We start from the raw sequence: 14,813 nt of genomic DNA on the forward strand, positions 1-14,813 counted from the left end.
GATCATGAAACCGGTCAGGTGCTTTTTTGAAAAACGGCATTCGTTCAATTGACATAAAGGTTAGAAAGGACTGTGGGACATGTATAAAAAAATGATCGTTGCCGTACTTGTCATATCAGGTATACTATTCGTCTTGTCTCCTTTTATTAAAGAAAGCATCATCATCAATCTCAGCAAGAATAAAAGTTTTGAATTGACTGCTGAACAGGCGGAACAAAACAATACGCAAAAGGCGTCATTTGATTTTGAAGCGATTCAGCCGCCTTCTTTTATGGAAGCAGTAAAAGCCGGCCTCGATCGTGAATCGAAAGCGGTCATCGGCCGGATCACCATAAGCAGCGTCAATATCAAGCTGCCGATATTGAAAGGCACAACCAATCAAAATCTTCTCTACGGAGCGACAACAATGCGTCCCGATCAGAAAATGGGCGAGGGCAACTACCCGTTGGCCGGACATCATATGAAGCGGGAGAACCTCTTATTCGGCCCTCTTATCCACATTAAAAAAGGGGACACCGTTAAAATCACAGACTTTAAAAAAGACTATATATACACTGTGACATCCAAACAATTCATTTCTGAAACGGACACAGATGTGATTCAAGAGACGAAAGAAAAAGAAATTACGCTGATGACATGTGACAAAGCCGTGAGAACCGAAGGGCGCCTTGCGGTTAAAGGAAAGCTGATTCATGTTGCTGTTCACAGATAATTGAAATGTCCGCTGCAGGCAGGAAAAAATACTGAGGGAAAGCCCCTTGGTATTTTTTTATTGGGACTAAAATTCTACACATCACAAAAAAGTGACAAAAAGATCACTATGAAATGACAATAGTGAAAAAATGCTGATAAATAATAAAAAAAGAAATGGAATTATGTGAGTTGGATGAAATTCCTATCATAACGCCCTTAATTAGGCTTTTTAAAATGAAAAAAAGATAAATTTTCTGAAATTTATGTTGACTGAAAGCGCTTTTAAAATTATGATAATATCAGACATAACAAAGATATACCAAAAACATAACTATAATCTAACAATGTATTTAAACGGCATATAAATGAAAGCGATTCCAAAATATTCCGTGGTAGGCAATTGGTTGTGCGGAAGCTCCGGCTTCCATCAAAATAAAATTTTCAATTTTCTGTTAAGGGGGTGGTTGGCGAAACTTTCGAAAGTTGGGAATGAGTCTTTTGGGAAAAGAAATGAGCTCCTTTTAAGGATGTTTTCGAAAACCTTTGGAAATAAATCAATTTTTAAAAACAAAGGCGGGGGAAATCAATATGAATGAACAGGGAAATCAGAAATCATTTTTGCGTACTGTTATTTTAGTCTCGACGTTCGGCGGACTTCTATTCGGATATGACACCGGAGTGATCAACGGAGCTTTGCCTTATATGTCTGAAGGAGATCAGCTGAACCTGACTGCCTTTACAGAAGGGTTGGTCGCAAGTTCGCTTCTCCTGGGAGCGGCATTGGGGGCGGTATTCGGCGGAAGGCTCTCCGATTATATCGGGCGCCGCAAAAACATCATTTTTCTAGCTGTGCTTTTCTTTTTCTCGACGCTCGGATGTACGCTTGCGCCTGATGTGACGATTATGGTCATCTCTCGGTTCCTGCTTGGAGTTGCTGTAGGGGGAGCATCTGTTACGGTACCGACTTATTTGGCTGAAATGTCTCCTTCAGAGAAAAGGGGACGAATGGTTACCCAAAATGAATTAATGATTGTCTCCGGACAGCTCTTGGCATTTACTTTCAATGCCATCCTCGGAACCACAATGGGGGATAGTTCCCATGTTTGGCGTTACATGCTGGCCATTGCCGCAGTCCCGGCTGTGTTCTTGTTCTTTGGTATGCTGAGAATGCCCGAAAGTCCGCGCTGGCTTGTCTCTAAAGGGAAAAATGAAGCGGCGCTGGGCGTTCTGAAAAGAATCCGCGAGGAAAAAAGGGCGCATTCGGAAGTTGCTGAAATCGAAGCTGCGGTCATGAAAGAATCTGAAATGAAAAAAGCGAATTATAAGGATCTGGCTGTTCCATGGGTGCGCCGAATCGTATTTCTCGGAATCGGGATCGCTGTCGTTCAGCAGATTACCGGCGTAAACTCTATCATGTATTACGGTACAGAAATACTCAAAAATGCCGGATTTGAAACAAAAGCTGCACTTATCGGAAATATTGCAAACGGTGTCATTTCAGTTTTGGCGACATTCGTGGGGATTTGGCTTTTAGGGAAGGTCGGGCGCAGACCGATGCTTTTGACCGGTTTAATAGGGACGACCTCAGCTTTGCTGCTGATCGGCATCTTCTCAAATGCCCTTCAAGGTTCAGCTGCTCTTCCGTATGTCGTACTTACGCTGACAGTAACCTTTCTTGCATTCCAGCAAGGTGCTATTTCTCCTGTAACATGGCTCATGCTTTCTGAAATATTCCCGCTTCGCGTTCGCGGTCTAGGGATGGGCGTCACCGTGTTTTGTTTGTGGATCGTCAATTTCTTTGTCGGATTTTCATTCCCGATATTGCTTGATGCGATTGGACTGTCATCGACATTCTACATTTTTGTCGGACTTGGACTTCTTTCCATTGCATTCGTGAAAAAATTCCTTCCTGAAACAAAAGGTCTCACACTTGAACAGCTTGAGCATAATTTCCGCAACTACAAATCGGAAAAAGCACCAAGCGACGCGAGCGCTAAAATCAGCGGATGACAATTTTGTTGAGGGACATACAGGTCGAGTCCCATCGGTGGAGAATATAGATGAAGGATTTGAAGTTTGCAGGCAGAAATCTTCCTATAACAAGATTTCTGCCTGTATTTTTGTATACGATGCGGAAAAGCAGCCTATTGGAGGCGCCTTTAGAATATCTTAAAAGACGTTCGTAAAATAAAAGCTTCATTAAATGATCGTGCAAGAGTGATGTCGAAGTTAACGATTTACAGCTTCGGTTCCGTATATAACTTGATGAAGCGGGGAACATTCAATAAAACATCACATAAGATGAAAAGGGCAGGTAAAACGTCATCTATTATGAATGGCTGTAAGCATAATTTTTTTAGAAGTATAAAAAAACGAAAAAAGTGTTGACGGATGAATTGAAGGCATGATATATTATTATTCGTCGCTAAGACAACGAAGTTACAACTTCGAAATGCCGATATAATATTCATCATTTAAAGGGTGTACAAAAACCTTAAAATGTGTATAATGGATAAAGTCGAAACAAAAAAGCTTCATCCTTTCGGTAGAAAAACTCCAAAAAAACTTCTTGACTTTAACTGATATTCATAGTATTATAGTTAAGTCGCCTGATGAAGCGCCCGTAGCTCAATTGGATAGAGCGTTTGACTACGGATCAAAAGGTTAGGGGTTCGACTCCTCTCGGGCGCGCCATATATTCGCAATGCGGGTGTAGTTTAGTGGTAAAACCTCAGCCTTCCAAGCTGATGTCGTGAGTTCGATTCTCATCACCCGCTCCAATTTTAGAATGATCTTTGAAAACTAAACAAGACAAAACGTACCTGTTAATTCATTTTTTATAAATCGCACAGCGATGTGCGTAGTCAGTCAAACTACTTTATCGGAGAGTTTGATCCTGGCTCAGGACGAACGCTGGCGGCGTGCCTAATACATGCAAGTCGAGCGGACAGATGGGAGCTTGCTCCCTGATGTTAGCGGCGGACGGGTGAGTAACACGTGGGTAACCTGCCTGTAAGACTGGGATAACTCCGGGAAACCGGGGCTAATACCGGATGCTTGATTGAACCGCATGGTTCAATTATAAAAGGTGGCTTTTAGCTACCACTTACAAATGGACCCGCGGCGCATTAGCTAGTTGGTGAGGTAACGGCTCACCAAGGCAACGATGCGTAGCCGACCTGAGAGGGTGATCGGCCACACTGGGACTGAGACACGGCCCAGACTCCTACGGGAGGCAGCAGTAGGGAATCTTCCGCAATGGACGAAAGTCTGACGGAGCAACGCCGCGTGAGTGATGAAGGTTTTCGGATCGTAAAACTCTGTTGTTAGGGAAGAACAAGTACCGTTCGAATAGGGCGGTACCTTGACGGTACCTAACCAGAAAGCCACGGCTAACTACGTGCCAGCAGCCGCGGTAATACGTAGGTGGCAAGCGTTGTCCGGAATTATTGGGCGTAAAGCGCGCGCAGGCGGTTTCTTAAGTCTGATGTGAAAGCCCCCGGCTCAACCGGGGAGGGTCATTGGAAACTGGGGAACTTGAGTGCAGAAGAGGAGAGTGGAATTCCACGTGTAGCGGTGAAATGCGTAGAGATGTGGAGGAACACCAGTGGCGAAGGCGACTCTCTGGTCTGTAACTGACGCTGAGGCGCGAAAGCGTGGGGAGCGAACAGGATTAGATACCCTGGTAGTCCACGCCGTAAACGATGAGTGCTAAGTGTTAGAGGGTTTCCGCCCTTTAGTGCTGCAGCAAACGCATTAAGCACTCCGCCTGGGGAGTACGGTCGCAAGACTGAAACTCAAAGGAATTGACGGGGGCCCGCACAAGCGGTGGAGCATGTGGTTTAATTCGAAGCAACGCGAAGAACCTTACCAGGTCTTGACATCCTCTGACAACCCTAGAGATAGGGCTTCCCCTTCGGGGGCAGAGTGACAGGTGGTGCATGGTTGTCGTCAGCTCGTGTCGTGAGATGTTGGGTTAAGTCCCGCAACGAGCGCAACCCTTGATCTTAGTTGCCAGCATTCAGTTGGGCACTCTAAGGTGACTGCCGGTGACAAACCGGAGGAAGGTGGGGATGACGTCAAATCATCATGCCCCTTATGACCTGGGCTACACACGTGCTACAATGGGCAGAACAAAGGGCAGCGAAGCCGCGAGGCTAAGCCAATCCCACAAATCTGTTCTCAGTTCGGATCGCAGTCTGCAACTCGACTGCGTGAAGCTGGAATCGCTAGTAATCGCGGATCAGCATGCCGCGGTGAATACGTTCCCGGGCCTTGTACACACCGCCCGTCACACCACGAGAGTTTGTAACACCCGAAGTCGGTGAGGTAACCTTTTGGAGCCAGCCGCCGAAGGTGGGACAGATGATTGGGGTGAAGTCGTAACAAGGTAGCCGTATCGGAAGGTGCGGCTGGATCACCTCCTTTCTAAGGATATTATACGGAATATAAGACCTTGCGGTCTTATAGACAGGTGCGTTTAGATCTTGTTTAGTTTTGAAGGATCATTCCTTCAGACATAGGAGCACCTGCTAAATGCGCCACATCCTGTGGCAACGCATGTGTTAGCACATCCTATGCGTTGTTCTTTGAAAACTAGATAACAGTAGACATCACATTCAATTAGTAAGCAAGATATCACGTAGTGATTCTTTTTAACGGTTAAGTTAGAAAGGGCGCACGGTGGATGCCTTGGCACTAGGAGCCGATGAAGGACGGGACGAACACCGATATGCTTCGGGGAGCTGTAAGCAAGCTTTGATCCGGAGATTTCCGAATGGGGAAACCCACTGCTCGTAATGGAGCAGTATCCATATCTGAATTCATAGGATATGAGAAGGCAGACCCGGGGAACTGAAACATCTAAGTACCCGGAGGAAGAGAAAGCAAATGCGATTCCCTGAGTAGCGGCGAGCGAAACGGGAACAGCCCAAACCAAGAGGCTTGCCTCTTGGGGTTGTAGGACACTCTGTACGGAGTTACAAAGGAACGAGGTAGATGAAGAGGTCTGGAAAGGCCCGCCATAGGAGGTAACAGCCCTGTAGTCAAAACTTCGTTCTCTCCTGAGTGGATCCTGAGTACGGCGGAACACGTGAAATTCCGTCGGAATCCGGGAGGACCATCTCCCAAGGCTAAATACTCCCTAGTGACCGATAGTGAACCAGTACCGTGAGGGAAAGGTGAAAAGCACCCCGGAAGGGGAGTGAAAGAGATCCTGAAACCGTGTGCCTACAAGTAGTCAGAGCCCGTTAACGGGTGATGGCGTGCCTTTTGTAGAATGAACCGGCGAGTTACGATCCCGTGCAAGGTTAAGTTTGAAAAGACGGAGCCGCAGCGAAAGCGAGTCTGAATAGGGCGCATGAGTACGTGGTCGTAGACCCGAAACCAGGTGATCTACCCATGTCCAGGGTGAAGTTCAGGTAACACTGAATGGAGGCCCGAACCCACGCACGTTGAAAAGTGCGGGGATGAGGTGTGGGTAGGGGTGAAATGCCAATCGAACCTGGAGATAGCTGGTTCTCTCCGAAATAGCTTTAGGGCTAGCCTCAAGGTAAGAGTCTTGGAGGTAGAGCACTGATTGGACTAGGGGCCCCTACCGGGTTACCGAATTCAGTCAAACTCCGAATGCCAAAGACTTATCCTTGGGAGTCAGACTGCGAGTGATAAGATCCGTAGTCGAAAGGGAAACAGCCCAGACCGCCAGCTAAGGTCCCAAAGTATACGTTAAGTGGAAAAGGATGTGGAGTTGCTTAGACAACCAGGATGTTGGCTTAGAAGCAGCCACCATTTAAAGAGTGCGTAATAGCTCACTGGTCGAGTGACTCTGCGCCGAAAATGTACCGGGGCTAAACGTATCACCGAAGCTGCGGACTGTTCTTACGAACAGTGGTAGGAGAGCGTTCTAAGGGCTGTGAAGCGAGACCGGAAGGACTCGTGGAGCGCTTAGAAGTGAGAATGCCGGTATGAGTAGCGAAAGAGGGGTGAGAATCCCCTCCACCGAATGCCTAAGGTTTCCTGAGGAAGGCTCGTCCGCTCAGGGTTAGTCGGGACCTAAGCCGAGGCCGAAAGGCGTAGGCGATGGACAACAGGTTGATATTCCTGTACCACCTCCTCACCATTTGAGCAATGGGGGGACGCAGGAGGATAGGGTAAGCGCGGTATTGGATATCCGCGTCCAAGCAGTTAGGCTGGGAAATAGGCAAATCCGTTTCCCGTAAGGCTGAGCTGTGATGGCGAGCGAAATATAGTAGCGAAGTTCCTGATTCCACACTGCCAAGAAAAGCCTCTAGCGAGGTGAGAGGTGCCCGTACCGCAAACCGACACAGGTAGGCGAGGAGAGAATCCTAAGGTGATCGAGAGAACTCTCGTTAAGGAACTCGGCAAAATGACCCCGTAACTTCGGGAGAAGGGGTGCTCTGTTAGGGTGCAAGCCCGAGAGAGCCGCAGTGAATAGGCCCAGGCGACTGTTTAGCAAAAACACAGGTCTCTGCGAAGCCGTAAGGCGAAGTATAGGGGCTGACGCCTGCCCGGTGCTGGAAGGTTAAGAGGAGCGCTTAGCGTAAGCGAAGGTGCGAATTGAAGCCCCAGTAAACGGCGGCCGTAACTATAACGGTCCTAAGGTAGCGAAATTCCTTGTCGGGTAAGTTCCGACCCGCACGAAAGGCGCAACGATCTGGGCACTGTCTCAACGAGAGACTCGGTGAAATTATAGTACCTGTGAAGATGCAGGTTACCCGCGACAGGACGGAAAGACCCCGTGGAGCTTTACTGCAGCCTGATATTGAATGTTGGTACAGCTTGTACAGGATAGGTAGGAGCCTTGGAAACCGGAGCGCCAGCTTCGGTGGAGGCATCGGTGGGATACTACCCTGGCTGTATTGACCTTCTAACCCGCCGCCCTTATCGGGCGGGGAGACAGTGTCAGGTGGGCAGTTTGACTGGGGCGGTCGCCTCCTAAAAGGTAACGGAGGCGCCCAAAGGTTCCCTCAGAATGGTTGGAAATCATTCGCAGAGTGTAAAGGCACAAGGGAGCTTGACTGCGAGACCTACAAGTCGAGCAGGGACGAAAGTCGGGCTTAGTGATCCGGTGGTTCCGCATGGAAGGGCCATCGCTCAACGGATAAAAGCTACCCCGGGGATAACAGGCTTATCTCCCCCAAGAGTCCACATCGACGGGGAGGTTTGGCACCTCGATGTCGGCTCATCGCATCCTGGGGCTGTAGTCGGTCCCAAGGGTTGGGCTGTTCGCCCATTAAAGCGGTACGCGAGCTGGGTTCAGAACGTCGTGAGACAGTTCGGTCCCTATCCGTCGCGGGCGCAGGAAATTTGAGAGGAGCTGTCCTTAGTACGAGAGGACCGGGATGGACGCACCGCTGGTGTACCAGTTGTTCTGCCAAGGGCATCGCTGGGTAGCTATGTGCGGACGGGATAAGTGCTGAAAGCATCTAAGCATGAAGCCCCCCTCAAGATGAGATTTCCCATTCCGCAAGGAAGTAAGATCCCTGAAAGATGATCAGGTTGATAGGTCTGAGGTGGAAGTGTGGCGACACATGGAGCTGACAGATACTAATCGATCGAGGACTTAACCTAAATATTTGTGAATGTCTGACCGTTATCTAGTTTTGAGAGAATGCTCTCAGAAAGCCAAAGGCAAGGAAACTCGGCTAAAGGCCCTCACATCCTGTGAGGAACGCTCAGTACCTTCGTCCTGAAGGCAAATAGTTTGGTGGCGATAGCGAAGAGGTCACACCCGTTCCCATGCCGAACACGGAAGTTAAGCTCTTCAGCGCCGATGGTAGTTGGGGGATTCCCCCTGTGAGAGTAGGACGCCGCCAAGCTGTTTATATTATCGCGGGGTGGAGCAGTTCGGTAGCTCGTCGGGCTCATAACCCGAAGGTCGCAGGTTCAAATCCTGCCCCCGCAACCAAATCTAATTTCCATACAAAGAAAATAAATAAAAAGTGGTCCGGTAGTTCAGTTGGTTAGAATGCCTGCCTGTCACGCAGGAGGTCGCGGGTTCGAGTCCCGTCCGGACCGCCATGTTGTACACAAACGAAATCTTTGAGGTTTTCGTTTTTTTTTATGTCTTCTTTCAGGTCTATGCTGAAAACTTGGCTTCATCGGCGTTTTTCACAATGTTTGCCGAGTTTCTTTATTTCTTGGATAATTGGTGAGAATTCGATAAACTAATGATAGTGTTTTGATTGGTTGCAACAGCAAAGGAGCAAATGATCTTATGGACGAATTTGAATTGATTCAAAGGATTACGCCCCGTTCGCTTTTTCACCGAGAAATAGAGATCGGTATTGGGGACGATGCCGCTGTTTATCATACAAAGAACGGTTATCAGGAGATTGTTGCGGTCGATACGATGGTCGACGGTATTCATTTTTTATCATCCCATTCATCGCCTGCCGATATCGGATATAAAGCATTGGCTGTGAATATTAGTGATATTGCCGCGATGGGAGGCAGCCCCAAGTATTATCTTGTGTCCATTGCTGTTCCTTCCGGCTGGCACGCGGTGGATATTGAAGCCATGTATGAAGAAATGAATAAACTGGCGACACTATATCAAATGGACTTAATCGGCGGTGACACCGTATCTGCCAACGGGCCGCTCGTTTTGACCGTAACAGTAATCGGCGAGATTGAAAAGGGCAGAACTTGTTTAAGAAGCCATGCCGAACCCGGGGATGTCGTTTTTGTGACGGGAGAACTTGGCTCATCTGCTGCCGGTCTGGCTTTTATATTGGGCCAAGCAGAGATGAAAGACGAGAAGCAGTCTCAATATTTTATAGAGCGGCACAAGAGGCCTTTGCCGAGGGTTGAGGCAGGTTTGCTCTGTTCAGGCTATCATCATGTGGCACTTAATGATATCAGCGACGGGCTTGCCAGCGAATTAAATGAAATTGCCGAAGCGAGCCGTGTTTCCATTGACATATATAAAGAGATGATTCCGGTCCATTCGGATTTACATACACTGCACACAAAATGGGAAGAGTGGGTCCTTTTCGGCGGCGAGGATTTTGAACTCGTCGGTACGATTTCTAATGATCAATGGGAACGTTTTAGTCAGGAATGCTCTGAACGTCATGTGCCGGTTTATCAAATCGGCCGCGTCACACAACAAGGGCAGGCGGACGTGTTTTATCATAATGGACAGGACCGCGTTCTTCTCGAAAAAAAAGGATATAACCATTTTAAATAAGACAGGTGACAAGTAAAGTGAAAACGTTAGAGTGGAAAACGACAGAGCCTGAAGAGACGAAAAACATTGCCAGACTGGCAGCAAAGTATGTTCTGCCCGGTGATGTCATCACATTGGAGGGCGACCTTGGAGCAGGCAAAACGACTTTTACAAAAGGATTTGCCGAAGGGCTCGGAATCAAGCGGGTTGTCAGCAGCCCGACTTTTACCATTATCAAAGAATACCGGGACGGCTCTCTTCCGCTGTTTCATATGGATGTTTACAGAATGGAAGATGAAACGGAAGATCTCGGATTAGATGAATATTTTGAGGGAGACGGCGTCTGCCTTGTGGAATGGGCGCATTTGATTGAGGAGCAGCTTCCGAAAGAGCGCCTAGAGGTGGTCATTAAGCGGCTTGGCGATGATGAACGAAAGCTGACCTTTACCCCTAAAGGCAGCCGCTACGAAAATCTTTGCGAGGAGATCAGCAAACATGACGATACTTGCGATTGATACATCCAATTTAACGCTCGGCGTGGCATTAGTTAAAGACGGAAAAGTGATAGCCGAGCATATATCCCACTTAAAGAAAAACCATTCAGTCAGAGCTATGCCGGCGATCGACGAACTCCTTAAAGAGTGCGGTTTAGAGCCGAATGACCTGACCCAAATTGCAGTTGCCAAAGGTCCGGGTTCATATACAGGCGTGCGGATCGGTGTTACGATTGCAAAAACGCTTGCATGGTCATTAAATATTCCGATTAAAACCGTTTCAAGCCTTGAAGTGCTGGCGGCAAACGGCCGTTTTTTCCAAGGCTTGATTTGTCCGTTGTTTGATGCCAGACGCGGTCAGGTTTATACGGGACTATACCAGTATAGGGACGGCAAACTGCATGGCTTGGAAGAGGACCAAAACATTCTGCTTGAGGATTGGCTTAAAAAACTGAAAGCCATGGATCAGCAAGTCCTTTTCATAGGAAGTGACACAGAGATTCATCAGGAGATGATCGAACAGATTCTCGGTGAACAAGCGGTCATTGCTGGCCCTGCCCTGCAGCTTCCACGACCTTCAGAATTGGCTTTAATCGGAGAACTTAAAGAGGCCGAGCCTGTGCACAGCGTTGTTCCAAACTATATTCGTCTGGCCGAAGCCGAGGCCGTCTGGCTTGAAAAACAAAAGTAAACGGGTGAAGCCATGAACACGCAAATGGTCATACGCGATATGAATCCAAAAGATTTGGACCAGGTTTTTGAAATTGAAAAAAGCTCTTTTTCTTCTCCGTGGAAAAAAGAATCTTTTCATCATGAGCTTTTTCACAATATGTATGCTCATTACCTCGTTCTCGAAGTTGAGGAGCAAGTTGTCGGCTACTGCGGGATTTGGATCGTCATGGATGATGCCCAGATCACCAACATTGCCGTTTCACCTGCATATCGGGGCCGCCGTTTAGGAGAAGCTCTTTTGAAAGCCGCGATGAAGCTTTGCCGGATGAAAAAGGCGGTTCAGCTTTCTTTAGAGGTAAGGGTATCGAATCATATTGCACAAAGCTTATATAAAAAGCTCGGCTTTGAGCCGGGAGGAATTCGTAAAAATTATTATACCGATAATGGGGAAGATGCATTATTAATGTGGGTGAGACTAAATGAATCATAAAAAAGATCTGTATGTATTAGGAATCGAAACAAGCTGTGATGAGACGGCCGCCGCGATTGTCAAAAACGGAACGGATATCATTTCAAATGTCGTAGCGTCGCAAATCGAAAGTCATAAACGGTTTGGCGGCGTTGTTCCCGAGATCGCATCAAGGCATCACGTGGAACAGATGACGATCGTGCTTGAGGAAGCCTTTGCACAAGCGGACATGACATTTGATGACATTGATGCCATCGCAGTAACGGAAGGACCGGGGCTTGTCGGCGCTTTATTGATCGGCGTGAATGCCGCGAAAGCGCTCAGTTTTGCCCGGGGCATACCGCTCGTAGGCGTCCATCACATTGCCGGTCACATCTATGCCAACAGACTTGTTCAGGACATTCAATTTCCGGCGATTGCCCTTGTCGTCTCAGGCGGCCACACCGAACTCGTGTATATGAAAGAGCACGGCTCATTTGAAGTCATCGGAGAGACGCTCGACGATGCGGCAGGTGAAGCCTATGACAAAGTGGCGAGAACGATGGGGCTTCCTTATCCGGGAGGACCTCACATTGACAAACTTGCGCAAAAAGGCGAGGCAAATGTGCCGCTGCCGCGCGCATGGCTTGAAGAAGGCTCTTATCATTTCAGCTTCAGCGGATTGAAATCTGCAGTCATCAACACGCTTCACAACGCTTCACAAAAAGGTGAAACGATAGCTCCGGAAGATTTGTCAGCCAGCTTTCAGGAAAGCGTCATTGATGTCCTCGTCACAAAAACGGAACGCGCTGCGAAAGCTTATGGCGTCAAACAGGTGCTGCTTGCCGGAGGAGTTGCTGCAAACAAAGGGTTGAGAGCGGCGCTTGAAAAAACGTTCAGCAGCCATCCGGAGATTGAGCTTTTGATCCCGCCGCTTTCGCTGTGTACGGACAATGCCGCGATGATTGCCGCCGCAGGTACGGTTGCTTTTGAAAAAGGAATCAGAGGAAAATATGATATGAACGGTCAGCCTGGCTTAGATCTGACGTCTTATTAAAACCTCACGCTCTGTGAGGTTTTTTTGCCCGGGAATAGTTATTAACAGGTTATTAACATATATCCACAGTCTTGTGTATAATGTTAAAAACCTTAATTTACAGACCTTTTTTACCTGTTAATAATGTGTATAAATATTATATTTTTTGTGGATATTGTGGGTAAATCGCTTTCTTTCTTTTAAATAAAGGATTTTAATTGTGGACAAAAAAACCGCTCCGGCTTGGAGCGGTTCATCCTTTATTCATTTGTAGAGAGTGTTTCCCATTCTGTTAACAGTTGTTCAAGCTCCTCATTTAGCCGTTCATTTTCAGAGTGGATTTCCTGGACCTTCTCATGGTCTTGGAAGACGGCGGGGTCACACAGGAGCTCTTCATTTTTTTCGATCTGTTCTTCAATGTCCGTAATTCTTGTTTCGATTTCTTCAATCCTGCGCTGCCGCTGGCGTTCTTTTCTTTTCAGCTCTTTTTCTTCTTCATAGCTCTTTTTTGCGCCAGGTTTTTCGGAAGCGTTTTTCTGATGCTCTTCCGTCTGTTTTTCTAGTTCTTTCAGTTCAAGCTGCTGCGCTTTTTTTTCTGTGTAATAATCGTAGTCGCCTAAATATTCTTCTGCTTTGTCGCGGGAAAGCTCCAGTACTTTTGTCGCGATCCGGTTGATAAAATAGCGGTCATGGGACACAAATAATATCGTTCCCGGGTAATCGATCAAAGCGTTCTCCAAGACTTCCTTGCTGTCCAGGTCGAGATGGTTTGTCGGCTCATCAAGAATAAGGAAGTTCGCTTTTTGGAGCATCAGCTTGGCGAGGGCAAGCCTTGCTTTTTCGCCGCCGCTTAACGCGTGTACAGGTTTTAATACGTCTTCTCCCGAAAACAGGAAGTTGCCGAGGCAGGTCCGGATATCCTTTTCATTCATTTCCGGATAATCGTCCCAAAGCTCGTCAAGCACGCGTTTTGACGACGTCAATTCAGCCTGTTCCTGGTCATAGTAGCCGATTGAGACATGGGAGCCTGTCGCGATTGTTCCCGATACCGGCTGCAGCTTTTGAATCAATGCTTTTAAAAGGGTTGACTTGCCGATTCCGTTCGGTCCGACCAGTGCAACGCTTTCCCCGCGGGTGATGTGAAAGTTCAATGAACGGAGAAGCGGGGGCTGCTCCTGATAGCTTACTGTCAAGTCTTCCACCCGCAGTACATCGTTTCCGCTTTGCCTTGTAATTTCAAAGCGGAAAGACGCCGACTTTTCATCTCCGAGCGGTTTGTCCATGATCTCCATCCGTTCAAGCTGCTTTCGTCTGCTCTGCGCCCGTTTCGTCGTCGAAGCTCTAGCCAGATTCCGGTCGACGAACTCCTGCAGCTTGGCGATTTCGTCCTGCTGCTTTTCATAAAGCTTTGTTTCCTTTTCCAGCTGTTCGGCTTTTAATTGGAGATAAGAGCTGTAGTTCCCGGTATATTTTTTGCTTTGGGACCGGCTGATCTCGTAAACTTGGGTAACCACTTTGTCAAGAAAGTACCTGTCATGGGAAACGATTAAAATCGCTCCGCTGTAATTTTGCAAATATTGTTCAAGCCATGTCAGGGTATCGATATCCAAGTGGTTTGTCGGTTCGTCCAAAATGAGGAGGTCGGGTTTTGTCAAAAGCATTTTTCCGAGGGCAAGTCTTGTTTTTTGACCTCCGCTTAAGTCCTGGACGCGGACGGAGTCGTCAAATCCCGCAAAGCCGAGCCCGTGCATGACGGATCTGACCTCTGCCTCATATTGGTAGCCGCCTTTGTCCTTGAACTCCTGCTGAAGCCTGTCATACGTCTTCATCAATGATTCAAGCATGTCCGGTCCGGCCTGCGCCATCTTTTCCTCGATCGCGCGCATTTCTTTTTCCATTTTTTTTAGAAAATCAAATACCGACAGCAATTCCTCTTTGAGCGTCAGCTTGGAATCGAGGCCGGAATGCTGGTCAAGGTAGCCCATCGTCAAATCTTTCGGCTTGATGATGTCCCCCTTTTCATATGAAAGTTTTCCTGCGATAATCTTTAGAAGAGTCGATTTTCCGGCGCCGTTGCGTCCGACGATCGCAATCCGGTCCCGAGATCTGACTTCGAGTTTTATATTCGTTAAAATCGTATCGGCTCCAAACGATTTTGAAAGTTGGTTCACTTGTAAAATCATCATGATCTTTCACCTCTTGTCTGCTATTTTAAGTGTAGCCTATCACTGCGCAGTCAGCAAACAATTAAGTGAAGTCTGGAAGATTTTAGCCAAAGAA

Annotated in this window: 8 protein-coding genes, 4 tRNA genes and 3 rRNA genes; 14 read left to right on the forward strand and 1 reads right to left on the reverse strand. The window is 47.6% G+C overall.

Annotated features, from left to right (window positions below; translation table 11 throughout):
- Nucleotides 1–79: 79 nt before the first annotated feature.
- From M1D59_RS03145 to tsaD, 14 genes are all read left to right on the forward strand, one after another.
- Nucleotides 80–712 carry a class A sortase gene (locus M1D59_RS03145; protein ID WP_020450319.1) on the forward strand — a complete coding sequence of 211 codons (633 nt, stop codon included), beginning with the start codon at nucleotides 80–82 and terminating at the stop codon, nucleotides 710–712.
- A gap of 569 nt (nucleotides 713–1,281) precedes the next feature.
- Nucleotides 1,282–2,703, forward strand: coding sequence for a sugar porter family MFS transporter (locus M1D59_RS03150; protein ID WP_023857810.1), 1,422 nt, complete (start codon nucleotides 1,282–1,284; stop codon nucleotides 2,701–2,703).
- A gap of 607 nt (nucleotides 2,704–3,310) precedes the next feature.
- Nucleotides 3,311–3,387: transfer RNA gene (locus M1D59_RS03155), tRNA-Arg, on the forward strand.
- A 12-nt stretch (nucleotides 3,388–3,399) separates the two neighbouring features.
- Nucleotides 3,400–3,473, forward strand: a tRNA-Gly gene (locus M1D59_RS03160).
- A 98-nt stretch (nucleotides 3,474–3,571) separates the two neighbouring features.
- Nucleotides 3,572–5,121 (forward strand): 16S ribosomal RNA (locus M1D59_RS03165).
- Between the two features lie 232 nt (nucleotides 5,122–5,353).
- Nucleotides 5,354–8,283 (forward strand): 23S ribosomal RNA (locus tag M1D59_RS03170).
- A 132-nt stretch (nucleotides 8,284–8,415) separates the two neighbouring features.
- A 5S ribosomal RNA gene (rrf, locus tag M1D59_RS03175) occupies nucleotides 8,416–8,531 on the forward strand.
- The 16S, 23S and 5S rRNA genes sit together here with 4 tRNA genes alongside, the layout of an rRNA operon.
- Nucleotides 8,532–8,543: 12 nt before the next feature.
- A tRNA-Met gene (locus M1D59_RS03180) sits at nucleotides 8,544–8,620 on the forward strand.
- A 36-nt stretch (nucleotides 8,621–8,656) separates the two neighbouring features.
- Nucleotides 8,657–8,733, forward strand: a tRNA-Asp gene (locus tag M1D59_RS03185).
- A 196-nt stretch (nucleotides 8,734–8,929) separates the two neighbouring features.
- Nucleotides 8,930–9,904 (forward strand): thiamine-phosphate kinase, encoded by a 975-nt coding sequence (thiL, locus tag M1D59_RS03190; protein ID WP_020450322.1) that lies wholly within the window; start codon nucleotides 8,930–8,932, stop codon nucleotides 9,902–9,904.
- Between the two features lie 17 nt (nucleotides 9,905–9,921).
- Complete coding sequence (tsaE, locus tag M1D59_RS03195) at nucleotides 9,922–10,398, forward strand: tRNA (adenosine(37)-N6)-threonylcarbamoyltransferase complex ATPase subunit type 1 TsaE (RefSeq protein WP_020450323.1); 477 nt, start codon at nucleotides 9,922–9,924, stop codon at nucleotides 10,396–10,398.
- Nucleotides 10,379–11,068 carry a tRNA (adenosine(37)-N6)-threonylcarbamoyltransferase complex dimerization subunit type 1 TsaB gene (gene tsaB / locus M1D59_RS03200; RefSeq protein WP_020450324.1) on the forward strand — a complete coding sequence of 230 codons (690 nt, stop codon included), beginning with the start codon at nucleotides 10,379–10,381 and terminating at the stop codon, nucleotides 11,066–11,068. Before tsaE ends, tsaB begins: the two co-directional genes overlap by 20 nt.
- A 12-nt stretch (nucleotides 11,069–11,080) precedes the next feature.
- A complete protein-coding gene (gene rimI, locus M1D59_RS03205) occupies nucleotides 11,081–11,539 on the forward strand; it encodes a ribosomal protein S18-alanine N-acetyltransferase (protein ID WP_023855532.1) in 459 nt (152 codons plus the stop codon).
- Nucleotides 11,529–12,554 carry a tRNA (adenosine(37)-N6)-threonylcarbamoyltransferase complex transferase subunit TsaD gene (gene tsaD, locus M1D59_RS03210; protein ID WP_020450326.1) on the forward strand — a complete coding sequence of 342 codons (1,026 nt, stop codon included), beginning with the start codon at nucleotides 11,529–11,531 and terminating at the stop codon, nucleotides 12,552–12,554. The genes rimI and tsaD overlap by 11 nt, the downstream gene beginning before the upstream one ends.
- Nucleotides 12,555–12,793: 239 nt before the next feature.
- Here tsaD and M1D59_RS03215 read toward each other — a convergent pair whose 3' ends face one another.
- Nucleotides 12,794–14,719 (reverse strand): ABC-F family ATP-binding cassette domain-containing protein, encoded by a 1,926-nt coding sequence (locus M1D59_RS03215; protein WP_026578975.1) that lies wholly within the window; start codon nucleotides 14,717–14,719, stop codon nucleotides 12,794–12,796.
- Between the last annotated feature and the right edge of the window lie 94 nt (nucleotides 14,720–14,813).

Source organism: Bacillus sp. PK6-026, assembly GCF_054161455.1.